21 protein-coding genes are annotated in these 22,154 nt (G+C 68.1%); 4 read left to right on the forward strand and 17 right to left on the reverse strand.

The genetic code is table 11. The features are described from left to right. Nucleotides 1-10 precede the first annotated feature (10 nt). From JO391_RS15030 to JO391_RS15085, 12 genes are all read right to left on the reverse strand, one after another. The gene (locus JO391_RS15030; protein ID WP_220661261.1) at nucleotides 11-766 is read right to left on the reverse strand and encodes an RNA methyltransferase; all 756 of its coding nucleotides are present in this window, start codon (nucleotides 764-766) and stop codon (nucleotides 11-13) included. Nucleotides 767-842: 76 nt separating this feature from the next. Beyond that, nucleotides 843-1,889, reverse strand: a complete 1,047-nt coding sequence (locus tag JO391_RS15035) for an aldose epimerase family protein (RefSeq protein ID WP_220661262.1) — start codon at nucleotides 1,887-1,889, stop codon at nucleotides 843-845. 64 nt (nucleotides 1,890-1,953) lie between these two features. Further along, nucleotides 1,954-2,886 carry a 3,5-dioxohexanoate:acetyl-CoA acetone transferase gene (gene kce / locus JO391_RS15040; RefSeq protein WP_220661263.1) on the reverse strand — a complete coding sequence of 311 codons (933 nt, stop codon included), beginning with the start codon at nucleotides 2,884-2,886 and terminating at the stop codon, nucleotides 1,954-1,956. Nucleotides 2,887-2,971: 85 nt separating this feature from the next. Then, nucleotides 2,972-3,982, reverse strand: a complete 1,011-nt coding sequence (locus JO391_RS15045; RefSeq protein ID WP_220661264.1) for a branched-chain amino acid ABC transporter permease — start codon at nucleotides 3,980-3,982, stop codon at nucleotides 2,972-2,974. 4 nt (nucleotides 3,983-3,986) lie between these two features. Further along, the gene (locus tag JO391_RS15050; protein ID WP_220661265.1) at nucleotides 3,987-4,850 is read right to left on the reverse strand and encodes a branched-chain amino acid ABC transporter permease; all 864 of its coding nucleotides are present in this window, start codon (nucleotides 4,848-4,850) and stop codon (nucleotides 3,987-3,989) included. Between the two features lie 5 nt (nucleotides 4,851-4,855). Then, nucleotides 4,856-5,560, reverse strand: coding sequence for an ABC transporter ATP-binding protein (locus tag JO391_RS15055; protein WP_220661266.1), 705 nt, complete (start codon nucleotides 5,558-5,560; stop codon nucleotides 4,856-4,858). Next, nucleotides 5,553-6,281: an ABC transporter ATP-binding protein gene (locus tag JO391_RS15060; protein WP_220661267.1), complete on the reverse strand. Its 729-nt coding sequence runs from the start codon at nucleotides 6,279-6,281 to the stop codon at nucleotides 5,553-5,555. Before JO391_RS15060 ends, JO391_RS15055 begins: the two co-directional genes overlap by 8 nt. 63 nt (nucleotides 6,282-6,344) lie before the next feature. Then, nucleotides 6,345-7,616: an ABC transporter substrate-binding protein gene (locus JO391_RS15065; protein WP_220661268.1), complete on the reverse strand. Its 1,272-nt coding sequence runs from the start codon at nucleotides 7,614-7,616 to the stop codon at nucleotides 6,345-6,347. A 45-nt stretch (nucleotides 7,617-7,661) separates the two neighbouring features. Then, a complete protein-coding gene (locus JO391_RS15070) occupies nucleotides 7,662-8,582 on the reverse strand; it encodes a 3-hydroxyacyl-CoA dehydrogenase family protein (RefSeq protein ID WP_220661269.1) in 921 nt (306 codons plus the stop codon). Nucleotides 8,583-8,586: 4 nt separating this feature from the next. Further along, nucleotides 8,587-9,381, reverse strand: a complete 795-nt coding sequence (locus JO391_RS15075; protein ID WP_220661270.1) for an SDR family NAD(P)-dependent oxidoreductase — start codon at nucleotides 9,379-9,381, stop codon at nucleotides 8,587-8,589. Then, nucleotides 9,378-9,728 carry a cupin domain-containing protein gene (locus JO391_RS15080; protein WP_220661271.1) on the reverse strand — a complete coding sequence of 117 codons (351 nt, stop codon included), beginning with the start codon at nucleotides 9,726-9,728 and terminating at the stop codon, nucleotides 9,378-9,380. Before JO391_RS15080 ends, JO391_RS15075 begins: the two co-directional genes overlap by 4 nt. 52 nt (nucleotides 9,729-9,780) lie before the next feature. Further along, on the reverse strand, nucleotides 9,781-10,617 hold the full coding sequence (locus JO391_RS15085; RefSeq protein WP_220661272.1) for a cyclase family protein: 837 nt from the start codon (nucleotides 10,615-10,617) through the stop codon (nucleotides 9,781-9,783). Nucleotides 10,618-10,832: 215 nt separating this feature from the next. Here JO391_RS15085 and JO391_RS15090 point away from each other — a divergent pair, with 215 nt between their 5' ends. Continuing rightward, on the forward strand, nucleotides 10,833-11,603 hold the full coding sequence (locus JO391_RS15090; protein WP_220661273.1) for an IclR family transcriptional regulator: 771 nt from the start codon (nucleotides 10,833-10,835) through the stop codon (nucleotides 11,601-11,603). Nucleotides 11,604-11,650: 47 nt separating this feature from the next. On the opposite strand, the gene JO391_RS15095 is transcribed toward JO391_RS15090, so the two are convergent. Genes JO391_RS15095 through JO391_RS15110 form a run of 4 tightly spaced genes read right to left on the reverse strand, consistent with a single transcriptional unit; the run spans nucleotide 11,651 to nucleotide 16,198 of the window. Further along, the gene (locus tag JO391_RS15095) at nucleotides 11,651-12,493 is read right to left on the reverse strand and encodes an intradiol ring-cleavage dioxygenase (protein ID WP_220661274.1); all 843 of its coding nucleotides are present in this window, start codon (nucleotides 12,491-12,493) and stop codon (nucleotides 11,651-11,653) included. Nucleotides 12,494-12,495: 2 nt separating this feature from the next. Next, entirely contained in the window at nucleotides 12,496-14,250 is a 1,755-nt protein-coding gene (locus JO391_RS15100; RefSeq protein WP_220661275.1) for an FAD-dependent oxidoreductase, read from the reverse strand. 38 nt (nucleotides 14,251-14,288) lie between these two features. Next, on the reverse strand, nucleotides 14,289-15,353 hold the full coding sequence (locus tag JO391_RS15105; RefSeq protein WP_220661276.1) for a maleylacetate reductase: 1,065 nt from the start codon (nucleotides 15,351-15,353) through the stop codon (nucleotides 14,289-14,291). After that, the gene (locus JO391_RS15110; protein WP_220661277.1) at nucleotides 15,350-16,198 is read right to left on the reverse strand and encodes a dioxygenase family protein; all 849 of its coding nucleotides are present in this window, start codon (nucleotides 16,196-16,198) and stop codon (nucleotides 15,350-15,352) included. Before JO391_RS15110 ends, JO391_RS15105 begins: the two co-directional genes overlap by 4 nt. Nucleotides 16,199-16,306: 108 nt before the next feature. Here JO391_RS15110 and JO391_RS15115 point away from each other — a divergent pair, with 108 nt between their 5' ends. The 3 genes from JO391_RS15115 (at nucleotide 16,307) to JO391_RS15125 (ending at nucleotide 19,425) form a co-directional block, all read left to right on the forward strand. Beyond that, entirely contained in the window at nucleotides 16,307-17,257 is a 951-nt protein-coding gene (locus tag JO391_RS15115; protein WP_220661278.1) for a LysR family transcriptional regulator, read from the forward strand. 88 nt (nucleotides 17,258-17,345) lie between these two features. Continuing rightward, on the forward strand, nucleotides 17,346-18,155 hold the full coding sequence (gene phnX, locus JO391_RS15120) for a phosphonoacetaldehyde hydrolase (protein ID WP_220661279.1): 810 nt from the start codon (nucleotides 17,346-17,348) through the stop codon (nucleotides 18,153-18,155). A 103-nt stretch (nucleotides 18,156-18,258) separates the two neighbouring features. Further along, the gene (locus JO391_RS15125; RefSeq protein ID WP_220664580.1) at nucleotides 18,259-19,425 is read left to right on the forward strand and encodes a nucleotide sugar dehydrogenase; all 1,167 of its coding nucleotides are present in this window, start codon (nucleotides 18,259-18,261) and stop codon (nucleotides 19,423-19,425) included. 15 nt (nucleotides 19,426-19,440) lie between these two features. On the opposite strand, the gene JO391_RS21750 is transcribed toward JO391_RS15125, so the two are convergent. Further along, the gene (locus tag JO391_RS21750; RefSeq protein ID WP_220661280.1) at nucleotides 19,441-22,125 is read right to left on the reverse strand and encodes a CHAT domain-containing protein; all 2,685 of its coding nucleotides are present in this window, start codon (nucleotides 22,123-22,125) and stop codon (nucleotides 19,441-19,443) included. Nucleotides 22,126-22,154 lie beyond the last annotated feature (29 nt).

Below are 22,154 nucleotides of genomic sequence, written 5' to 3' on the forward strand. Positions count from 1 at the left end.
CGCGGGACGATCAGTCCCCGCTGTCCTGTCGCTTCAGCCGGAAGGCGATCTGGCGCAGCATTCCGTGGAAGGTCTGCACCTCGGCTCGGGTCAGCCCCAGGCGCGACCACATGTTGCGCAGGTTCAGCTTCATCAGTGGAGCCTTGTGGTCGGGGAAGAAGAAGCCCGCCGCCTCCAGCCGTTCCTCGAAATGATCGCCCAGCTTTTCGATCTCGACGACGCTGGCCAGGTCGCTGCGCGCCAGGCTCAGCACCTCGGGCGGGGTCTCGTCATGCTGGCGGCGCCATTCATAGCCCAGAAGCAGCGCGCACTGGCCCAGGTTCAGCGAGGGGAAGTCCGGGTTCACGGGCACAGTGACGATGGCGTTGGCCAGAGCGATGTCGTCATTTTCAAGCCCCGCGCGTTCCGGGCCGAAAAGAAAGCCCACCTGCCGCCCCTCTGCCGCCAAAGCGCGGGCATGGGCCATCGCGCGTTCGGGCGTCATTACCGGCTTGGTCAGTTCGCGCGGGCGGGCGGTGGTGGCAAAGACATAGTCGCAATCGGCGATGGCGGCCTGAATGGTCGGAAACGGCCCGGCATAGTCCAGCAACCGCCCTGCCCCGCTGGCCATCGCCACGGCGCGCGGATTGGGCCAGCCGTCGCGCGGAGCCACCACACGCATCCGCTCCAGCCCGAAGTTCAGCATGGCCCGGGCGGCGGCACCGATGTTCTCGCCCATCTGCGGGCGCACAAGGACGAAGATCGGGGGCAGGGCGGGCGGGGTCATGGCGCTCCTCGGTGTCGGCGCCAGATAGCGCCGCAGGGCCAAGGCGGCAAGGGCTGCCCGTCCCAGCCCAAATGCGTCAGGCGGTGAAGAAGCTGAACTCCATCGCGTGGTGATAGCGCTGGCCGGGGTCCAGCCGCGCTTGCGGGAATTGCAGGTTGTTGGGGCTGCAAGGGAAATACTGCGTCTCCAGCGTCAGCCCGGCAAAGCGGCCATAGCTGCCGCCCCCCTTGGCCGGCACGGGCGCGTTCATCTGGCCACACGTGTAGATCTGCACGCCCGGCTGGTTGGTGGCCAGCCGCAACCCGCGCCCCGACACCGGGTCGACCACCTCGGCACACAGGTGCAGGCTGTGCCCGGCCGGCTCGCCCGACAGGCACCAGTTGTGGTCATATCCCGCCGTCATCGACGGATCCGCCAGCAGCGCCTCGGCCAGACGGCGTTTCTGGCGGAAGTCGAAGGCCGTGCCCTCGACCCGGCAGATCTCGCCGGTCGCCAGCAGGTCGGCGGTGACGGGCGTGTAGAAATCGGCCGCCACCCGCATCTCGTGCCCCAGGACCGACCCGGCATCGTGGCCAGCCAGATTGAAATAGGCATGGTTGACCATGTTCATGACGGTCGGCCGGTCGGTATCGGCCTCAAGCACGATCTCCAGCCGGTCATCTCGGGTAAACCGGTAGGTGGCATTCAGCGTGGCATGGCCCGGAAAACCCATCTCACCATCAGGCGAACTGGCGGCAAAGCTCACCTCTTCGGGCGTATTGGAGGTGATCGACCACAGCTTGCGGTCGAAGCCCTCGCGCCCGCCATGCAGCGTGTTCGGCCCCTCGTTGCGGTCCAACTGCACAAGTGCGCCGTCCAGCAGGAACCGCCCGCCCGCGATGCGATTGGCATAGCGCCCGCAGGTCGCGCCGAAATAGGTGGGGTAGGCCAGGTAATCCTCAATCCGGTCATGCCCCAGCACGACGTCGGCCAGCTTCCCCTGCCGGTCGGGTATGTGCAGCGACACCAGCCGCGCGCCCCAGGGCGTGACCGTGGCCGTCAGCCCGCCGGGCGAGGAAATTGCCAGCAGCGGCACGACATGCCCGCCGACCGTCCCGAAATCCGCGGTGCCCATGGCTGTCATGTCCGTCCCTCCCTGACGCTGCGGGCCAAGACATCGCCCCTTCGGCGCGGCAGGTCAACCAAGGTCAGAACGCCACCTGATCCCCGCCCTTCAGCCCGAGCATCTCGCGCGCCTCGTCGGGCGATGCCACCTCGCATCCCAGATCCTCGACGATGCGGCGGATCTTGGTGACCTGCTGGGCGTTGCTCGTCGCAAGCTGCCCGCGAGAGATGAAGAGGGAATCCTCCAGCCCAACCCGCACATTGCCGCCCATCTGGCTGGCGGTGGTTGCCAGGCTCATCTGCGCCCCGCCCGCGCCAAGCACCGACCAGCGGTAGTCCTCTCCGAACAGCCGGTCGGCGGTGCGTTTCATGAAGACCAGGTTGTCCACCTCCGGCCCGATGCCCCCCAGGATGCCGAAGATGAACTGGATGAAGATCGGCGCCTTGAAGAGGCCAATGTCCATGCAGAAGCGCAGGTTGTAGAGGTGGCCGACATCATAGCATTCGTGTTCGAACTTGATCCGGTGCGGCGCCAGCGCCCTCGCCACCGTCTCGATGTCGCGGAAGGTGTTGCGGAAGATATAGGTGTCGGAATTGGCGACATAATCCTTCTCCCAGTCGAACTTCCAGCTGTCGTAGCGGCTGGCCAGCGGGTGGAAGGAAAAGTTCATCGACCCCATGTTCAGGCTGCACATCTCGGGGCTGAAACGCAGCGCCGGGGCGATCCGCTCCTCGATGCTGTTCTTCAGGCTGCCTCCGGTCGAGATGTTCACCACCGCCCCGGTCGCCTGCTTGATGCGCGGCAGGAAGGCCGCGAAGGCATCGGGGTCGATGGTCACGCCGCCATCCTCGGGCCGCCGGGCGTGCAGGTGCAGGATCGCCGCCCCCGCCTCGGCCGCGGCAATGGCCTGCCCGGCGATGTCGTCGGCCGTATAGGGCAGCGCGTCCGACATTGTGGGCGTGTGGATCGCGCCCGTCACGGCGCAGGTGATGATCGTCTTCGGGCGCTTGGCCATGTGCTCTCTCCCGGCGCCGAAGCGCCCTTCCTCTTTGCTGCGAATACTCCGGAGGTGCGGGAGCCGGCCCCCGCCTTCTGCGCCTTCAGCCCTCGGGTCGGCCGATCCCCTGCACCCGCCGGCTCAGCGGAAACAACTCCGCCCCCGTGCGCGCCCGGATCAGGCCCCAAAGCCCCGTCGGTGCCTTCAGCATCACGCCAATCGCCACCACACCAAGCGCGATCAGGTAGATGGTCCCCATCTCGGCCATGGTCTCGCGCAGGGCAAAGAACAGAAGCGTCCCGATGATCGGGCCTTCTAGCGTGCCGATCCCGCCGATCACCACGATGAAGATGACGAAGGCCGTCCAGTCATTGGCCGAAAAGGCCGCGTCCGGCGAAATCCTCAGCTTCTGCAGGAAGATCAGCCCGCCCACCAGCGACGTCAGCCCGGCGGTGACGACATAGACGAAGAACTTCGTCCGCCAGATGTCGATCCCCAGGCTCCGCGCCGCCAGTTCGTTGTCGCGGATCGCGGTCAGTGCCAGCCCGCGGCGCGACCGCAGGATCAGGAACACCGTGCCCACCGTCAGAACCATCACGCCAAGCGCCAGCCAGTAGGCCATCGCCTCGCGCAGGTCGCGGCTGTCGGCCAGCGATTTCACGATGTCCGCAGGCAGGCTCGCCCCCGACCCTCCGCCAAGCGCCGGGGTCTGGGCTGCGACCAGCCGGAACACCTCGGCCACCACCCAGGTGCCGATGGCGAAATAGGCGCCGCGCAGCCGGAAGATCAGCATCGCCACCGGCACCGCCACCAGCGCCCCGGCCACCGCCGCCAGCGGCAGCGCCACCAGAACCGGAACGCCCGCCAGCATCGCCAGCGCGAAGAAGCCATATCCGCCAAAGCCGACATAGGCCTGCTGCCCGACGGAAACCAGCCCGGCATAGCCCGCCAGAAGGTTCCACAGCGTCGCCAGCGAGACATAAAGGTAGATCTCGCCCATCAGCCGCAGGTCGGCCCGGCTGGCCCACCAGGGCGCCGCCACCAGAACCAGAAGCACGACAAGCCCCACCGCCATGGCGGCCTTCGATATGGAGGAAGAGCGCGTGACCCGCATCGGCTCAGCCCTCCATCTTCGGGAACAGCCCGCGCGGGCGGATCGCCAGGATCAGAAGAAACACCAGATGCCCGGCCAAGAGTTGCAGGCTGGGGTGGATCTGCCCGCCCACCGCCTGCGCCACGCCCAGGATCACCCCGCCCGCCAGCGTGCCCCACAGGTTGCCAAGCCCGCCGATGATGACGGCTTCAAATCCGAAGATCAGCCGGCTACCCCCGATCGACGGGTCGAACGAGGTGCGGATCCCAAGGAACACCCCAGCGATCCCCGTCACCGCCAGCGACAGGGCCATCGCCAGCGCAAAGACATGCGCCCGGTTCAGCCCCATCAGCTGCGCCACGTCCTGCCGGTCCGAAGTCGCGCGGAACGCCCGGCCAAGCGCCGTGCGGTAGAACATCCATTGCAGCCCCGCGATCACCGCCACCGCGGTCACGAACATCAGAAGCGGCAGCACGCCGATGGTCAGCCCGCCTGCGCTCAGGCTCGCCGTTTCCAGCGCTCCCGCCTGCAACTTTTGCGGATCGGCCGAAAAGCCCATCAACAACCCGTTCTGGATGATGACCGACAGGCCAAAGGTCACCAGAAGCGGCGGCAGGATGTCGTCGCCCATCGTCCTGTTCAGGATGCCCCGTTGCAGCGCATAGCCGATCCCGGCCATCGCCGGCACCACCAGCACCAACGCCAGCAGCGGATGAATCCCCAGCCCGGCCGAGATCACCAGCCCCAGATAGGCCGCCAGCACGATCAGGTCGCCATGCGCGATGTTCACCAGCCGCATCACGCCGAAGATCAGGCTCAGACCCGCCGCGAACAGCGCGTAAAGCCCCCCCAGAAGCGTGCCTTGCAGGATTGCGTTCAGCCATTCCATGAGCGTCACATTCCGAAATAGGCGCGGCTGATCTCGTCGCGCGACACGGTGTCGGACCGTCCCTCAAGCGAGACTCGCCCTTCCTGCAGGCAATAGACGCGGGCCGTCACCGACAAGGCCTTGGCGATGTCCTGCTCCACGATCACCGCCGCCATGCCCTGCCCCACGATGCCGGGCAGCGCGTCGTAGATCTGCTTGATGATCACCGGGGCCAGGCCAAGGCTGATCTCGTCCATCAGGATCAGCTCGGGGTTCGACATCAGCGCCCGCCCGATGGCGACCATCTGCTGCTGACCGCCCGAAAGCGAGGTGGATTGCTGGTTCCGCCGTTCCTTCAGGATCGGGAACAGCTCATAGACGCGGCCCAGGTTCCACGGCCCCCTGCGCCCCAGCTGGCCGCCGATGATGAGGTTTTCCTCTACCGACAGCGAGGGGAACAGAAGCCGCCCCTCGGGCACCAGCGCGATGCCAAGCGCCGCCACCTGGTCGGCGCGCAGCCGGCCGATGGGCTGGCCCTTCCACAAAATCGACTCGGGCGCGTTGCGGATCAGCCCGGCGATGGACCGCATCAGCGTGGTCTTTCCCGCGCCATTGGCGCCGATGATGGCGACAACCTCGCCCTCGTTCACATGGGCGGTCACGCCGTACAGCGCCTGGAAATCGCCGTATCGGGCATCAAGCCGGTTCAGGGACAGCACGGGGTCAGGCATCGGCCTCGATCCCCAGATAGATCTCCTTCACCTCGCGGCTGGCCATGATCGCGTGTGGCTCGCCCTCGGCGATCTTGCGACCGAAGTCGATGACGATCAGCCGGTCCACAACCGCCAGAAGGGCGTGAACCACATGCTCGATCCACACGATGGACACGCCGGTCGCCCGCACGTCGCGGATGGTGGCCACCAGCGAATGGCACTCCGCCTCGGTCAGACCGCCTGCGATCTCGTCCAGCAATAGAACCTTGGGCCGCGCGCACAGCGCCCGCGCCAGTTCCAGCCGCTTGCGCTCCAGAAGGGTCAGCCCCTTGGCCAGCACATTGGCCTTGGGCAACAGCCCGGTCCGGGCCAGCACGTCCAGGCAGGTCGCCTCGGCCTTCGCGCCCCGCTCTCCGGCGCCCTGCGTTGCGGCCACCAGCGCATTCTCGAACACCGTCATGCCGCCAAAGGGCTGCGGCACCTGAAAACTGCGGGCAATCCCCGCCCGGCAGCGCCGCGCCGCGGGCCAGCCCGTCACGTCCTGGCCGTCAAACCAGATGCGCCCGGCATTGGGCGCCACCGTACCCGTGACAAGGTTGAACATCGAGGTCTTGCCCGCCCCGTTCGGCCCGATCACGCCAAGCGCCTCGCCGGCCTGCAAGGACCAGCTCTGCGCATCGGCCACCACGACCGCGCCATAGGACTTGGTGACCCCGTCCAGCCTCAGAACCTCTGTCATCGCCCTGCCCTGCCTTCCTTGTCCCGCCCCGACACTGCCGGGGCGGGCCTTCGTCTCGTCCGATCAGGACAGAAGCTGCAGCGTGCCGCCCACGGGAATTTCCGGCGCCTGCACGTTGGTGGTGATCACCAGTTCCAGCTTGTCAGCCGGCTTCTGCCACTGGCCCGCGACCAGCGGCGTCTTGGACACGTTGGCCACCGGGCCGGTTGCCCAGTCGATCTTGCCCACCATGGTCGGCAGCGCGGTGGTGCGGATCGCCTCGACCAGCGCGTCGGGGTCCTCGACATCGGCGGCGCGCTTGATCACGTCGTTCACCACCTCGAACAGCGCATGGCGGAAGCCGATGGGCTGGGTCCAGGGCTTGCCGGTCGCGGCGGTATAGCCGTCAGCCAGCTGCTTGCAGCTTTCCCCGGTGATCGAGGACTTGAACGGATGGTTCGGCGACCACCAGATTTCCGAGGTCAGCCCGACACCCCGATCGCCCAGGCCTTCGACCGCCGAGGGGAAGAGAAGCGCCTTGCCGATGGTCACGACCTTGGGCTTGAACCCCTGCTGCCCGGCCTGAGCCCAGAAGGTTCCGAAGTCCGGCGGGATCATCACGCCGGTCACAATCTCGGCCCCGCCATCCTTGAAGGCGTTGATATAGGACGAAAAATCGTTGTTCATCGGCTCGTAGCGGCCGGGGTCGATCAGGGTAAAGCCCTTTTCCGCCAGCGGTCCGGGGAAGCCGAGCTTCGCATCGCCCCAGGCATTGCCGTCGGCATCGTTCGGGAACAGCCCGCCCACCGTCTTCTTCACCCCGGCCTGGTCCCACAGGGCGGTGAAGTTGGCGATCACGTCCTCCAGCCCCCAGAAGAAGTGATAGGTGTATTCGAAGGGCTTTTCCGGATTGCCGCCGCGCCCGAAGAAATAGGGCTGCCAGGGGCAGTCGGTGGTGATGCAGGGCGTGCCGTTCAGCTCGGCCTGGTCGGCCACCGGGTTGGTGGTGTCGGGGGTGGCCGCGCCGGTCAGGATGTCGACCTCGTCCTCCAGGATCAGTTGGCTCGCCACTTCCGCCGCCCGGTTCGGGTTCGACTGGCTGTCGCGCTTGATGATCTCGATCATCCAGGTCTTGCCGTTGTTCTCGATCCCCCCGGCCAGAGCCTTGTTGATGCCCTCGATGATGAAGTCATCCGCCTCGCCAAAGCCGGCCAGCGGCCCGGTCGCCGGGCTGACATAGCCGATCTTCAGGGTCGGTGTCTGGGCATAGGCGCGGGTGGCGCGCAGGATGGCGGGGGCCGCGACCAGCGCCGAGGCCCCGGCCAGGAACTGCCGGCGGTTCGTCTGTTTCGTCATCTGTCTTCCTCCCTGTTCCGGCGCGTGGCTTCGCGCCCGTTTCCCTCAGTCCAGTATCGTGTCGAGCTTCCGCAGGTGGCGCACCACCTTCTCCCGCACCGCCTGCGCCTCCTCCGGCGACCAGCGGCGGAAGCCCTCTCCCGATTTCATGCCCAGGCGGCCCTCAGCCACCATCGCCTGCAACAGCGGCGACGGCCCCCGTCGCGCCTCCAGGTCGGCCAGCACCGTGTTGTGGATGTCCAGCGTCAGATCCGTGCCCACCAGATCGGCATTTTCCAGCGGCCCCAGCACCGCCAGCCTGCGCCCGAAGCTCGCCTTGATCACCGTGTCCACCGCCTCGGCATCGCAGATGCCGCGCTCCACCAGGCTGATCGCCTCGCGCCACAGCGCGTGCTGCAGCCGGTTGCCGATGAAGCCCGGCACGTCCCTCTCCACCCGCACCGGCGTCTTGCCGGCATCGGCCAGCAGCGCCATCGTGGCCGCCATCGCCGCCTCGCTGGTCCATTCCGTGCGGATCACCTCCACCAGCGGGATCAGGTGCGGCGGGTTCCACCAATGCGTACCAAGCGCCCGGCCCTTAAGCCGCAGCCCGCCCATGATCTCGGTGATCGGCATGACCGAGGTGTTCGAGGCCAGGATCGCCCCCTCCGGCGCATGGGCCTCGACCTCGGCGAAGAGCGCCTGCTTCAACGCCATCTTTTCCGGCGCCGCCTCGAAGACGAAGGCCGCACCGTGCACCGCACCCGCGACGGAATCGAACACCTCGATCCGCTTCAGCGCCTTTGCGACGCCCGCCTCGTCCACGCCCATCAGCTTCAGGCTGGCCGCAATGCGCCCCGCCACCGCCGCCCGCGCCTCGGGCACGGGGTCGGTGATGGCCACATACTGCCCCGCCCGCGCCAGGGTCAGCGCGATGCCGTGGCCCATCAGCCCCGCCCCCAGAACCGCGATCTGCTGGTTCTTCATCCCCTCATCCCGCCGTATAGCCGCCGTCGGCATAAAGGATATGCCCGGTGTAGAAGTCGCTCGCCTTCGAGGCCAGGAACAGAAGCGGCCCCGCTAGGTCCTCCGGCTCGCCCAGACGTCCCTTCGGCACCCGCGCCAGGAACCCGGTCCGCACCGCCTTGGCGTTGTCCGTCTCCTCGAACATCCAGGCCGTCAGGGGCGAGCGGAACACCGTGGGCGCGATCGCGTTCACCGTGATCCCCGTTGGCCCCAACTCGCAGCCAAGCGCCTTGGTGATCCCGTCCACCGCCGCCTTGCTGGCGCAATAGGCCGTGTATCCCGCCGGATGCCCCAACAGCCCCCGGGCCGAGGAGACCAGCACGATCTTGCCGCCCTCGCCCTGCGCCTTCATCTGCCGGGTCGCCGCCCGCGCCAGAAGCCAGCTTTGCGTGACATTGGCATCCATCACCGAAAGAAAGGTCTCAGGCGCCATCTCGTCGATCTTGGCGACCTTGTTCATGCCGCTCGCCACCACCAGGATGTCCAGCCGCCCGAAGGCCTGCACCGCCGCGGCCACCAGCGCGTCGCAGGCCGCCTCGCTGTCGGGGCGGGCATTCACCTCCACCACCTCGGCGCCGCCCTCGCGGCATTCCCCGGCGATCCCGGCCAGTTCCGCCGCCTTGCCCGCCGCCAGCACCAGCTTGCAGCCCGCGCCGCCCAGCACCCGCGCCGCCACCGCGCCAAAGGCGCCCGAGGCACCGGTGACCAGCGCCACCTTGCCGGCCACGTCGAACATCTTCATCGGATCGGGCAGCGTCATGCCGGCACCTTCGGCGGATAGGGGATCACCACCACCATCTTGCAGACATGGTTGCCCCGGTTGACGATCTCGCGCACCTCGCCCGGCGCGATGGTGCAGCTGTCCATCTGCCCCAGCACCGCCTCCTGGCCGCCTGCGATGACGGTCATCTCGCCCTCCAGCACCAGATAGACCTTCTCGAACGGGGTCGAATCCGGCCCCGCCCCGCCGCCTGGAAGGAACTGCGAATAGCCGAGCCACTGGTTGACCGGCCCGCCCTCCTCGAACCCCTGAAGCCGCAGCCCCACCACGCCCCGGTGATTGGGCGCCTCATAGGGCTTCGCTTCCGAAAACCGCTTCACCAGCATGGGACGTTCCTCCCGTCCTTCCCTTTGGTCCAGATACCCCTCGCCGCCACCGTCAGAACGCCTCGCCCTTCTCGATCCGGTAAGCCTGTGTCGGGTCGGTGATCGCCACCAGCCGGATGATGCAGCCATCGCCCCGGTCCCAGTTCCACGGGAAGAAGGCAAAGGTGCAGCGCTTGCCCGTCACCGCGTCCAGGTCGCCGCCCACATTCTCGATCCCCAGGATGCCGTTCTTGAACAGGATCTGGTGCACCGGTTCCCATTCCGGGAAATCCTTCTTCCAGTCGCCGCCGCCGGTATGCTCGCGCCACTCCTTCTCCAGGTGCGGCAGTAGGGGGCCATTGCGCTGCGGGCCGATCGCCGTTGCCAGCGGGTGGTCGTTGGCCTGCGTGTCATGGCCCACGACCTTCACGCCCTTCTTCACCATCCATTCCCCTGCCGAGGGCACAAAGCCGGGGCAGTAGGCGAAATAGTCGCCGTCCTCGTATTTCTTGTGCCAGCCGGTGTTGAGGATCAGCACGTCGCCCGGCCGGATCGCATGGCCGCAGGCCGCCTCAAGATCATCGCCGGTGATGAAATCCCACTTGTTCTTGGGCAGGCTGACCACGATCCCCGTGCCAAAGAAATGCGGCAGCGGCACCTCGTCGATGAAGGGCGTGCCCTGCACCACATGGGCCGGCGCGTCGATATGGGTGGTGGCGTGCATCGTCGTGGTGATGCGCTGGCTCAGCACCCCCGATTTCGCCATGTAGTGGATGCGCTCGATCTGCACGTCCTGGAAATAGGGCCAGTTCGGGTGCTGAAATCCGAAGCGGTGGCTCAGGTTGTGGAACTTGAGCCCCATGCTGTTGTCGAGGTTCCCCTCGAACTCGATGCCGCGGATCTTGACCATCGCTAAATCTCCCTCGTCCACCGCCGGGGCGGTGCCTCAATGCTGCGGGTTGTCCGGGTGGCTCCTCCCACCTGTCCCGTATATTGATGCACATGAACCGTATTGCGGTCAACATGATTCCCGCATAACAATACAGTCGTATCGCATGGTGGGCACTTGACTCGGCGCGGGTCCTGAGGTGTCTGCACAGGGCCGGTACGCGAAGGGGCGCCATCATGGATCAGACCGAGATCGAGCGGGACCGCGCCGACAGCCGCAACGGCATCCAGGTCATTGCGCGCGCCGCCGCCGTGCTGCGGGCGCTCAAGGATGCGCCGGCCGGCCTCAGCCTTGGCCAGATCGCGGAACGTGTGGGCCTTGCCCGCTCTACCGTGCAGCGCATCGTCCAGGCGCTGCAGGACGAACGCCTCGTCATCGGCTCCGCGTCGGGCGGCGGCGTGCGGCTTGGCCCGGAACTGCACGCGCTGGCCGGCGCCGCGCGCTTCAACGTGGTGGAACGCTGTCGCCCCTTCCTTGAACGGCTGATGGAGGAAACCGGCGAAACGGTGGACCTCTCGGTCCTGCGCGGCGGTCGCATGATCTTTCTCGATCAGGTGCAGGGCCGTCACCGCCTGCGCGCCGTTTCCTCGGTCGGCGAGGTCTTTCCGCTGACCGTCACCGCCAACGGCCGCGCCTGCCTTGCGCTCTTGCCCGATGCCGAGGCGAAAAAGCTGGCCGAGGCCGAATGGGCGCGCGGCACCGCCTCGGGCACCTGGGACGCGCTCGCGCGCCAGATCGCCCATGCCCGCCGCACCGGCCTGGGCGAGGATGCGGGCGAACACACCGAAGGCATCGCCGCGCTTGGCTTTGCCTTCACCGATCTTGCGGGCGACCTCCACGCGATTTCGGTCCCCGTCCCCACCTCGCGCTGGCCTGAAATGCGCGACCGTGTCGCCACGGCGCTTCTGGCGCTCCGCACCGAACTGACACCCATCTTCGAAAGCTGACCGCCCCGCGCCCGGCGCGGCTGTCCGCGGGCAGGGGGCGGTCCGGCTCATGCCCGCACCAGAACGAAGTCAAAGGGCGACCGCCACAGCGTCGCCCCGCCCTCGACCCGCTCGAACGGCGCCACCAGCGAAGATTTCACGCCAAAGACGGCGTCCGATTCCAGCCAGGTGTCACCGCCCACGAAAGTATGCGTGACCAGCTTCTGGAACCCCGGCGCCGTCACCAGGAAGTGCATGTGCGCCGGGCGATAGGGGTGCCGTCCCAGCCCGGCCAGCATCTTGCCCACCGGGCCGTCGTCGGGGATCGGGTAGGACGTGGGCTTGATCCCGGTGAACCAGTACCGCCCGTCTGCCCCGGTGGTAAAGACGCCGCGGTTGTTGCCCTTGGGCTGGATGCCCGGCTGCTGCACGTCATAGAAGCCGTCCACGCTGTCTGACCAGACATCGACCACCGCTCCCGCAATCGGGTTGCCCTCCAGGTCCAGAACGCGGCCTTCGTACAGGCAGGGCTCTCCCTTGCCGTCCATGTTCACGTTGTCGCCCATCTGGCGCCGCGGCGCGTCATCCACATGGAACGGTCCGAACACCGTGTTCTCGGTCGCGCCGGGCGGGCGGCGGTTGTTGATCGCATCCACCAGCATGGAAAGCCCAAGCGTGTCCGAAAGCAGGATGAACTCCTGCCGCTCGGGCCCGCAAAGCTGGCCGGTACGGGTCAGGAAATCGACGCCGATCTCCCATTCCGCCTGCGTCAGATGCACCTCCTTGGCAAAGGCATGCAGGTGCCGCACCAGCGCCGACATCACCTCCACCAGACGCGGGTCGGCATCCGGCCCGTTACGGCCGATCACCGTCTCGGCGGAATTGGCCTCCGTAAAGAACCCCTCGGCCATGCTCACCTCCCCAGGATCGCGGACATCACGCGCATCAGCTCTGCCTCCGGGTCGGCTGCCGCCCCGAAGGACCGCCAGGCGACATGGTGGTCGGGTCGCACCAGAAGACAGCCCGCATCCCGGATCTCGCGCGCCCGCGCCCAGTCGCCACTGTGATCCTCGATGGGCTGGCGCGGCCCGATGAGATGCGTCCGGATCGGCAAGCCCAGGGCCTTGCCCACCTGCTCCGCCGCCGCCACCCAGCCCTCGCCGCCAATGCCGGTCAGAACGGTGAACTGCCCCCGTCCGCACAGGTCCAGCGTAGACACCTGCCCCCCCTCGCGCGGGAACAGCCAGACATGCGGCAACCGCGCGCCGGGCCAGGTCGTCGGCTGGTAGTGCAGTTCCATGTCCCGGTCCGCCGCCGGCTCCGGCTGGCCATCCGTCACCACAGCGCCCGACCTGTAGCGCTGGTTCATCTCCACCCCGTGGCAGTCGAATTCGTACTTCTTGAACTCGATCGCCTTCCTCAGCGCCTCGCGCTGCGCCTCTCCGGCTTCGGTCGCATCGCAACGCGCCGCCATGCTGGCCTGGATCTTGTCGTGATCCACCCCGCCATCCATGCCAAGCGCCTCGAAGATCGGCCCGAACTCGGCAATCGACTGGTTGGCCCGTGTCACGATCTGCCGCGCAATCGGCGCGCGTTCCACCGAATAGCTGTCCAAGAGCCTCGCCGTCGCCTGCCCCTTCACCACGCAAGCCAGCTTCCAGGCCAGGTTGAACCCGTCCTGGATCGAGGTATTCGACCCCAGCCCGTTCGACGGCGGATGCCGGTGCGCCGCATCGCCCATGATAAAGACCCGGCCCTTCTGCATATGCGTCGCAAAGCAGTTGTTCACCGTCCAGGTGTTGGCCGACAGCAGCTCGATCTCCAGCTCCGGGTCGCCGATCAGCTGCCGCGCCACCTGCGTGGCCAGCGCCGCATCCACCACCGGCGCGGGCTGGTTGATGTCATAGCCCCAGACGATCAGCCATTCGTTCCAGGGCCGCACCATCCGCACCAGCCCCATGCCGATGCCGCCCACATCCGCGCCGGGCTGCATCACCCAGTACAGCACGCTCGGTCGGTGCGCGACGTATTTGGACAGGTCGGCCCGGAACAGGATGTTCATGCTGCCGCCCACGCCCATCTTGCCCTCGAAGGGCAGGCCAAGCTGTTCGGCCACCAGCGAGTTGCCGCCATCGGCCCCCACCAGGAACTTCGACCGCACGGTAAATTCCTTCCCCGTCAGCCGGTCGCGACAGGTCGTCGTCACGCCCTCGTCGTCCTGCGCATGGCTCACATACTCCGTGCTCATCCGCGCCTGCGTGCCCTTGCGGCAGGCCGCGCCGAACAGCACCGGCTCCATGAAGGTCTGCGGCAGGTCGTTCATCTCGCAGGGCGAGGACATCAGGTGCTCGGCCTTCGACAGGGGCGCATTGCCCCAGCTCTTCATCCGCCCCAGCTCTTCCCCCGCCAGCGACACGCAGAACACGTTCTCGCCCATCAGGTGCTGGTGCGTGGCGTGCAGCATCGCCTCGCGCTCTACCTCCGGCCCAAGGTCGCGCAGCACCTCCATCGCCCGCTGGTTGGTGATATGGGCGCGCGGCGTGTTGGCCAGCCAGCGGTAGCGGTTCACCACCATGTTCTCGACGCCATAGCTCGACAGAAGCGCCGCCGTCGCACTGCCCGCCGGTCCTGTCCCGATGACCAGAACCTCCGTGGTGATATCCGCCATTGTCCTCTCCTCCATGCGTGGGCGCCCTAGGGCGCGTGTCAGGGCTGCGGGCGCCGGCCCTCCCAGGCCGCCTGCAGCAGATCCCGGATGTCGCGCTCGGTGAACGGGCGCGGGTTGTCATAGCTGTTGCGCAAGGCGATCCCCGCCGCCCGGTCCAGGTCGGCCTCGGTCAGGCCCAGGTCCGCCAGCCGCAAGGGCGCACCAATGGCCCTGGCAAAATCCCACAGGCCCGCCCCCGCCGATCCCCCGCCAAAGGTCGCGGCAATCGGCGTAAGCGCCGCGCGGGCCGCCGCCTCGTTGAAGGCCGTGGTATGCGGCAACAGGATCGCATGGGTTTCCGCATGAGGCGTGTCGAACGACCCGCCCAGCACATGCGCCAGCTTGTGATGCAGCGCCATCGAGACATAGCCAAGCGCCGTCGAACAGCACCAGGCGGCATACAAGGCTCCGGCCCGCGCCGCCCGGTCACCCGGATCGCGCGCCAGCACCGGCAGCGCATCGCGAAAGGCCGGAAGCGCCTCCTTCACCATCGCCACGATCACCGGGTTGCGGTCGGGCGCATACAGCGCCTCCATCCCATGCGCGATGGCGTTCAACGCCGAGGTCGCCGTCATTCCGACCGGCAGCGTCAGCGTCAGATCGACGTCATAGATCACCACCTCCGGCCGGATCGCCGGATCGCGCCGCGTCACCTTCTCGCCGCCCGAGGTCTCGCCCAGGATGTCGGTCATCTCCGACCCGGCATAGGTGGTGGGAATCACCACCTGATCCGCCCCCGTCCGCACCGCGATGGCCTTGCCCAGCCCCGTGGTCGAACCGCCGCCAAGCGAGACAACGCAGGTCGCCCCGCTAGCGCGGAAGGCCGCCACCGCCTCTTCCGTCACGGCCACAGGCGTGTGCATCGCGGCCCCGGCAAAGACCCCGGCCGCCCGTGCGCCGAGGCTCGCCGCCAGAGCCTCCGCCTCGGGCTTCTGGTGCGGCGTGGACAAGACCAGCGCGCGGGAATGTCCCAGCCGGGCGATCTCTTCCCCCGTGCGGGCAATCGTGCCCTCGCCAAAGATCACGCGGGTGGTCAGGCCCGGAAAGACGAACGCCCGCATCATGCCTGATCCTCCGGGCACAGCACGAACCGGGTTTCCACGGCAAAGCCTCCCGCCTCGGGGCAGAAGGAGGCCAGCAGCCCCGGCTTCACCCCGAACAGCGCATCCCGGCCGATCGCCGGATCGTCCCGGTCAAAGACATGGGTGACAAGCGGCCGGAACCCCGGCGCCGTCAGGCGGAAATGCAGATGCGCCGGTCGTTCCAGCCGCAGCCCGAGCCGGTTCATCAGCCGTCCCACCGGCCCGTCCTCGGGCAGGGCATAGCCGCGCGGCCGGATCGTGCGGAAATGGAAACGACCCGCAGCATCGGCGCGGAAGCGGCCGCGCAGGTTGAACTCGGGTTGCCGGTCCGGCTCCTGGTTTTCGTAGAACCCTTCGGCATTGGCGTGCCAGACCTCGACCAGCGCCCCGGCGACCGGCCCGCCATCCAGCGCCAGCACCTGCCCGGCCACGCGCAACGGCACGCCGCGCCCGTCCCGGCTCAGGTCGGCACCAAGCGGCATCTCCGGCGCATCGGCGCGATAGAATGGCCCCGCCAGCGTCTGCGGCGTGCCCCCCGGCACATCGGGTGCCGCGATCTCTTCCACGGCAGAAGACAGGCCCAGAACATCGGCCAGCAGCACCCATTCCTGCCGGCGCTGGTCGGTGGCATGGCCCACGTCCGTCAGGAAATCCAGCACCGCCCGCAGCTCCGCCGGGCTGGCCTGCAAATCGGCCACGATGCAATGCACATCGCCCGCAATCCGCAGCACGGCATCCCGCAGCCGCGCCTCGCGCGCTCCGGAAAGCCGGTCGCGCAGCGCCTCCATCGGCGTCTGACCGGCGCTCTCGCCCGCGGCCCCGTCCATGCGATTCCCCCCGGATGACCGGGCCTCCCCGCCCGTTCACCCATGGATATTCCGGCAGTCCCCTGCGATTTCGCATGACTATTCGGACATCCGGCATAACATTCTGTTATGAAGCTGAACGAACGCCACCTCATGCAACTGGCCGCGGTGATCGACGCCGGCGGCGTGTCCGAAGGCGCGGCGCTTCTTGGCCTCAGCCAGCCTGCCGTCAGCCGCGCCCTGTCGATGCTCGAGGCGCGCGTCGGCGAACCCCTGTTCCTGCGCGGCCGCCGCCCGCTGCAACCCACCCCGCTCGGGGCCGAGCTTGCCGCCCATGGCCGCGCCATCCTCGCCGCCTCGCGTCTCGCCTCGCTCTCGGTCTCGGGCTATGTGCGCGGCGCGCGCGGCACGGTCCGCGTCGGCGGCGTGCCCTTCTTCATGGATGCGATGATCAGCCGGATGATCGCCACCTTCCAGCAGCGCGAACCGGAAATCGTGGTGCATCAAAGCTATGGCAACACGCAGGACATGGCCAAGGCTTTGGAAGGCGGGCAGGCCGACCTTGCCGTGGTGCCGCTGGCGCCGAACGAACGCATCCCCGGCTTCGACTTCACCGAAATCTTGCCCGGCCGCAACATCGTGGCCTGCCGCACCGGCCATCCGCTGACGCGGGAACGCCGGCTCCAGGCCGCACACCTCACCGCCTATCCCTGGGTCGCGCCGCTTCCCGGCTCGCCACTCCTGACCGACCTCCATTCCATCCTCGTCTCCATCGGCGCACCGGACCTGACGATCCGCTATTCCGGCGGCTCGCTGATGAGCGTGATGACCTACCTTTCCGAGAGCGACGCGCTGGCGATCCTGCCCTTCTCGGTGGTCTTTGCGCAGCGCAAGGAAAACCGCATCACCTCGCTCGCGTTCGAGGTGCCCCAGCCCAATCGCTCGCTCGGCCTCCTGCGCCGCGCCGGGGCAGATCTCTCGCCCGCCGCCGACAGCTTCGCAACCCATGTGGTCAAGGAATTCGACGCGCTGAAGCACATGATCAAGCGCCACGAAAACGCGGTGATCTGGGGCCGCTGAGGTCGCAACTGGTGATGCAGCTGTCGCACGACCCCGCTATCACGGGCCCAGAACCGGCCGGACCCCGGCCCCTCATCCGGAGAACCCCATGACCCGCAAGCCCCTTCAGGCCGTCGTCTTCGACTGGGCCGGCACGGTGATCGACCACGGCTCGCTCGCGCCCATGGGCGTCTTCGTCAAGGCCTTCGCCCAGTTCGGCGTCGAGATCACCATAGACGAGGCGCGCGGCCCGATGGGCATGGCCAAGCGTGACCACATCGCCACGCTGATGCGCCACCCCCGCATCGCCGCCGCCTGGGCCAAACAGCACGGCGCCGCACCGGGCGAGGCCGACATCGACAAGGTCTATGCCGTCTTCGTGCCGATGAACGTCGAGGTCGTCACCGACTATGCCGAGATGATCGACGGCGTCGTGCCCACCATCGACCGCCTGCGCGCCCGCGGCCTGAAGATCGGCTCCACCACCGGCTACACGCGCGAAATCATGGCCCGCGTCCTGCCGCTCGCCGCCAAACAGGGCTACGCGCCCGACAACCTCGTCTGCGCCGGCGACCTGCCTGCCGGCCGTCCCACGCCCCTGATGATGTACCGCACCTTCCTCGACCTCGACGTCTGGCCCGCCTCGTCGGTCGTCAAGGTCGATGACACCGAGGTCGGCATCGCCGAGGGCCTGAACGCCGGCTGCTGGACCATCGGCATCGCCGTCACCGGCAATGTCTTCGGCCTCTCCGCCGACGACACCTACGACCTCGACGAGGAAACCTTCGAGGACATGCGCTACGCCGCCTACGCCAAGCTCACCCGCGCCGGCGCACATTACGTCATCGACAGCGTGGCCGAGATCGAATCCGTGCTCGACGACATCGAAGGCCGGCTCGCCCGCGGCGAGCGCCCCTGAGCCTCCTTCCGCCGATTCCCGTGGCGCGCCGCTATACAGCCCCGCGCCACGGGCCTATACCCCGCCGCGTCGTCCGCCACGCAAAGGGGAAACCATGTCCGGTCTGAAGATCGCCGTCGCCGGCCTCGGCTATGTCGGCCTGTCCAACGCCGTGCTCCTGTCCCGGCACAACGACGTCATCGCCACCGACATCGACCCCTCCCGCGTGGCCAAGGTCAACGCCCGCCAAAGCCCGATCATCGACCCCGACATCGAATGCTGGCTGGCCGAGAAACCCCTCCACCTCCGCGCCACCACCGACGCGGCCGAAGCCTTCGCGGAAGCCGATTACGTCGTCGTCGCCACCCCCACCAACTACGACCCCCAGACCAACTACTTCGACACCTCCAGCGTCGAAGCCGTGATCCGCAAGGTGGCCGAGGTGAACCCGGAGGCCACCGTGGTCATCAAGTCCACCGTCCCCGTGGGCTACACCGCCCGCCTGAAGGACCGGCTCGGCACCGACCAGGCCATCTTCAGCCCCGAATTCCTGCGCGAGGGCCGCGCGCTCTACGACAACCTGCACCCCTCGCGCATCGTTGTGGGCGAACGCTCGCCCCGCGCCGAACGCTTCGCCGAACTGCTGAGACAGGGCGCCGAAGACCCGTATGTCCCCGTCCTCCTGACAGACCCGTCCGAGGCCGAGGCGATCAAGCTCTTCGCCAACACCTACCTCGCCATGCGCGTGGCCTTCTTCAACGAACTCGACAGCTACGCCCTGGCTCATGGCATGAACAGCCGCCAGATCATCGAGGGCGTGGGCCTCGATCCCCGCATTGGCACGCATTACAACAACCCCTCCTTCGGCTATGGCGGCTACTGCCTGCCCAAGGATTCAAAGCAGTTGCTGGCCAACTACGCCAATGTGCCGCAAAACCTGATCCAGGCCATCGTCGAGGCGAACCGCACCCGCAAGGATTTCATCGCCGACCAGATCATCGCCCGCCGGCCTGCCCGTGTCGGCGTCTATCGGCTGGTGATGAAAGCCGGCTCCGACAATTTCCGCCAGTCCTCGATCCAGGGCATCATGAAGCGCATCAAGGCCAAGGGCATCGAGGTCGTGGTCTTCGAACCCGCGCTGAAGGAAGACAGTTTCTTCGGCTCGCGCGTGATCCGCGACCTCGCCGCCTTCAAGGCAGACTGCGACATCATCATCGCCAACCGCGCCACGAAGGATCTCGAAGACGTGGCCGACAAGGTCTTCACCCGCGACCTCTTCGGCGCAGACTGAACGTCAGGCCTGCCGTCAATCCGGCGCCCCCACCAGGACAAAGGGCGCCCAATAGGCCGGATGCGACCAGCGCCCCGTAGGGTCCTCCACCATGGCCAGCATCGCCCGACGCTCGGCCTCAGCCGCACCCAGTCCGGGCTCGCGCCCCATCAGGCCGAAGGTCTCGGTCATCAGATACGCGGCCGACCGGCTTTCCACCGGCCAGTGGCTGACCAGAAGCCCGCGCGCCCCGGCATAAAGGAAACTCTGCGCCAGGCCCGAAAGCGCCTCGCCCCCCGGCACGCCGCCCGCCGCCGTGTTGCAGGCCGACAGCACCACGAACCGGGCGTTCAGCGCCAGTTCCGCAATCTCGGAAGCCGTCAGCAACCCGTCCTCGCCCCCGCCCGGCGTCAGCGCCAACGCCGGTTCCCCCAGCGTCACCGCGCCCACCACCTCGCCCGACATCAGGCCATGCGTGGCGAAATACAGAACCCCGGCCTCGTCCAGCGGCGCCGCCTTCACCGCCGCCTCGCTGGCCGCCGCGCCGATATTCAGGCCAGTCGCAGCCCCCAGGGCAACCGCAACCTCGCGCACCTCGCCCGCTGTCTCGGGCAAGGGCGCCAGCCCGCCCGCACCCTCCGCGCCCAGTGACCCAAGCTCCGGGTCGGCAAAGGCGACAAAGCCTGCCCCCGGCGCCAGGCGCGCACCGGCCTTGGGGTCGGGCAGGCCCGAAATCGCCGGCAATACCGAAAAGGCAAAACGGCGGATCGCCCAAGGCGCGCGGGCCGGGTCTGCCTCCGGCGCGGGCTCGGTCAGCAGCAGATGCGGCGGCAGCGCAGCCATCGCCCCGCGCATCTCCACCCACAGATGCGCCTTGCCGCCGATCACCGCTTCGACCTGCCCGAAGGTCTGCTCATAAAGCCAATGCGCCGCCGCCATGTCGAAATCCGGCGGTGGCCCCGCGTCCGCGTCCTCCAGCGCTGCCGCGCCGCGCAGCCCCAGGCGCAGGTCGATCCCCGCCCGCAGCCGCGCCACTGCGTCCTCTACCTCTGGCCCCCCGGCCTGAAACGTGTGCCAGTCCAGCGCCTCGCGGCTGACCGCCACCACCAGCCCGGCATCCTGCGGCCCGGTCGGTGGCGCCAGCACCACCAGCGCCTCGTCCGGTTTCAGCCGGGCACGGATCTCGGCCAGATCCAGAGGCAGCGCCCCGGTCGTGCGCGCCAGTGCCGGGAAGTCCCGTGCCAGCCTTTCCTCCGCTGCCGCCACGGCCTCCTGATCCGCGCGCACCGCCGCCCGCAGCGCCGCCACCAGTTCCGGGTCGCGGCTGTCCAGCGGCACGGAGGCCACCGCCGCAAGGTTGGCCTGATCCGCCTGCAGCCGCCCGCGCGCATCGGTCCGCGCCCGCAGCGCCGCCGCCCCGGCATCGGTGCCCGCCGCCAGCCGGTCGGCCAGCAGCCTTTGCGCCGCCGCGGCACCCGCATCCTGCGTGTCCTGCATCAGCCGCAGCACGCTTTCCACCGCCTCGTCCTCGGTGATCCGCCCGGAAACCACCGCCTCGTACAGCACATAGGTCAACTGGCTGCGCATTTCGGGCAGGGCATGGCCCTCCATCGCGTCGATCTCGGCCATCGCACCCGCCAGATCGCCCCGGCTGGCCAGCAGCACGGCCAGGCTCATCCGCGCCCGCAGCAGATCCAGCGTGTCGGCGCCATAGACCGCCGACCAGCTGTCCACCGTCTGCCGCAACAGCCCCACCGCCTCGTCTGCGCCCGGCGCCTCCGGCGCATCGCCGGCCAAGGCCACCGCCAGAGGAAAGGCCAGATCGCCCCAGACCGGCGCGTCAGGGCCATAGACCTGCGCCACCTCGTCCATCAGCGGGCGCACCAGCGGCCCCACCTCAATGCCACGCCCGATCTGCACCAGAAGCCCGGCCTGCCGAGCCACGGCGGCCAGACGCATCGGCACCATGCGCGGATGCTTGATCGCGGCAAACTGCCGGTCCAGCGCTGCCACCGCCTCGGCAAGGATGTCAACCGCCGCTTCGGCCTCTCCCTGACCGGCCAGGAAATCGGCCCACCCCACCAGAGCCATTGCCCGCAAGGCCAGTGACGTGGGATCGTCCCTTGTCCCAAGCCGTTCGTCCAGTCTGGCATAGGCGTCCACGGCCACCTGAACCTCGCCCGTCTCGGCTGCCAGCCCGGCCTGCACCAGACGCAATTCGTCGCCCGCCAGCGCATCGGGCGGCAAGCGCGTGTCGGCCTCGGTCAGCGCCTCCGACACCAGCGCCAGCGCCTCCTCCGCGCGCCCCTTGGCCCGCAGCGCCACCGCATAGGCCGCCACCGCGCGATAGATCAGCGGGTCGTCGCCGGGCAGGACACGAAGGCCGGTCTCCACGATGGCCCGGCCCCGGGCGACACCCTCGTCCACCCGGCCCTGCAAGGTGGCGGTCATGGTCAGGATGCGCCCGATCTCCACCGCCTCGCGGCTCTCGGTGCCAAAGCTCGCGTTGACCACTGCCTCAACCTGAAGGGCAAGCTCCTCGGCCTGGGCATAGTCGCCCGAACCGGTGACGATCCGGTCCAGCATGTCGGCCATCTCGGTCACATCGGCAGATGCAAGAGCGTCGTCCTGCGCCCTCGCCTCTCCCGCCGCCAGCGCCGCGATTACCGTCAGCGCCAGCACGAGCCGGGGCCGGCGGCGCAGGGGGCGCCCCTTGGACAAGTATGAAGTCCAAGTTAATACGCCTCGCC

Origin of the sequence: Neotabrizicola shimadae (assembly GCF_019623905.1) — a bacterium.
GTDB lineage: Bacteria > Pseudomonadota > Alphaproteobacteria > Rhodobacterales > Rhodobacteraceae > Neotabrizicola > Neotabrizicola shimadae.

Bases quoted from the DNA above. Each gene is read 5' to 3' on its own strand.
- JO391_RS15030 (WP_220661261.1), bottom strand. From the start codon at position 766: ATGACCCCGCCCGCCCTGCCCCCGATCTTCGTCCTTGTGCGCCCGCAG.
- JO391_RS15035 (WP_220661262.1), bottom strand. From the start codon at position 1,889: ATGACAGCCATGGGCACCGCGGATTTCGGGACGGTCGGCGGGCATGTC.
- kce (WP_220661263.1), bottom strand. From the start codon at position 2,886: ATGGCCAAGCGCCCGAAGACGATCATCACCTGCGCCGTGACGGGCGCG.
- JO391_RS15045 (WP_220661264.1), bottom strand. From the start codon at position 3,982: ATGCGGGTCACGCGCTCTTCCTCCATATCGAAGGCCGCCATGGCGGTG.
- JO391_RS15050 (WP_220661265.1), bottom strand. From the start codon at position 4,850: ATGGAATGGCTGAACGCAATCCTGCAAGGCACGCTTCTGGGGGGGCTT.
- JO391_RS15055 (WP_220661266.1), bottom strand. From the start codon at position 5,560: ATGCCTGACCCCGTGCTGTCCCTGAACCGGCTTGATGCCCGATACGGC.
- JO391_RS15060 (WP_220661267.1), bottom strand. From the start codon at position 6,281: ATGACAGAGGTTCTGAGGCTGGACGGGGTCACCAAGTCCTATGGCGCG.
- JO391_RS15065 (WP_220661268.1), bottom strand. From the start codon at position 7,616: ATGACGAAACAGACGAACCGCCGGCAGTTCCTGGCCGGGGCCTCGGCG.
- JO391_RS15070 (WP_220661269.1), bottom strand. From the start codon at position 8,582: ATGAAGAACCAGCAGATCGCGGTTCTGGGGGCGGGGCTGATGGGCCAC.
- JO391_RS15075 (WP_220661270.1), bottom strand. From the start codon at position 9,381: ATGACGCTGCCCGATCCGATGAAGATGTTCGACGTGGCCGGCAAGGTG.
- JO391_RS15080 (WP_220661271.1), bottom strand. From the start codon at position 9,728: ATGCTGGTGAAGCGGTTTTCGGAAGCGAAGCCCTATGAGGCGCCCAAT.
- JO391_RS15085 (WP_220661272.1), bottom strand. From the start codon at position 10,617: ATGGTCAAGATCCGCGGCATCGAGTTCGAGGGGAACCTCGACAACAGC.
- JO391_RS15090 (WP_220661273.1), top strand. From the start codon at position 10,833: ATGGATCAGACCGAGATCGAGCGGGACCGCGCCGACAGCCGCAACGGC.
- JO391_RS15095 (WP_220661274.1), bottom strand. From the start codon at position 12,493: ATGGCCGAGGGGTTCTTTACGGAGGCCAATTCCGCCGAGACGGTGATC.
- JO391_RS15100 (WP_220661275.1), bottom strand. From the start codon at position 14,250: ATGGCGGATATCACCACGGAGGTTCTGGTCATCGGGACAGGACCGGCG.
- JO391_RS15105 (WP_220661276.1), bottom strand. From the start codon at position 15,353: ATGATGCGGGCGTTCGTCTTTCCGGGCCTGACCACCCGCGTGATCTTT.
- JO391_RS15110 (WP_220661277.1), bottom strand. From the start codon at position 16,198: ATGGACGGGGCCGCGGGCGAGAGCGCCGGTCAGACGCCGATGGAGGCG.
- JO391_RS15115 (WP_220661278.1), top strand. From the start codon at position 16,307: ATGAAGCTGAACGAACGCCACCTCATGCAACTGGCCGCGGTGATCGAC.
- phnX (WP_220661279.1), top strand. From the start codon at position 17,346: ATGACCCGCAAGCCCCTTCAGGCCGTCGTCTTCGACTGGGCCGGCACG.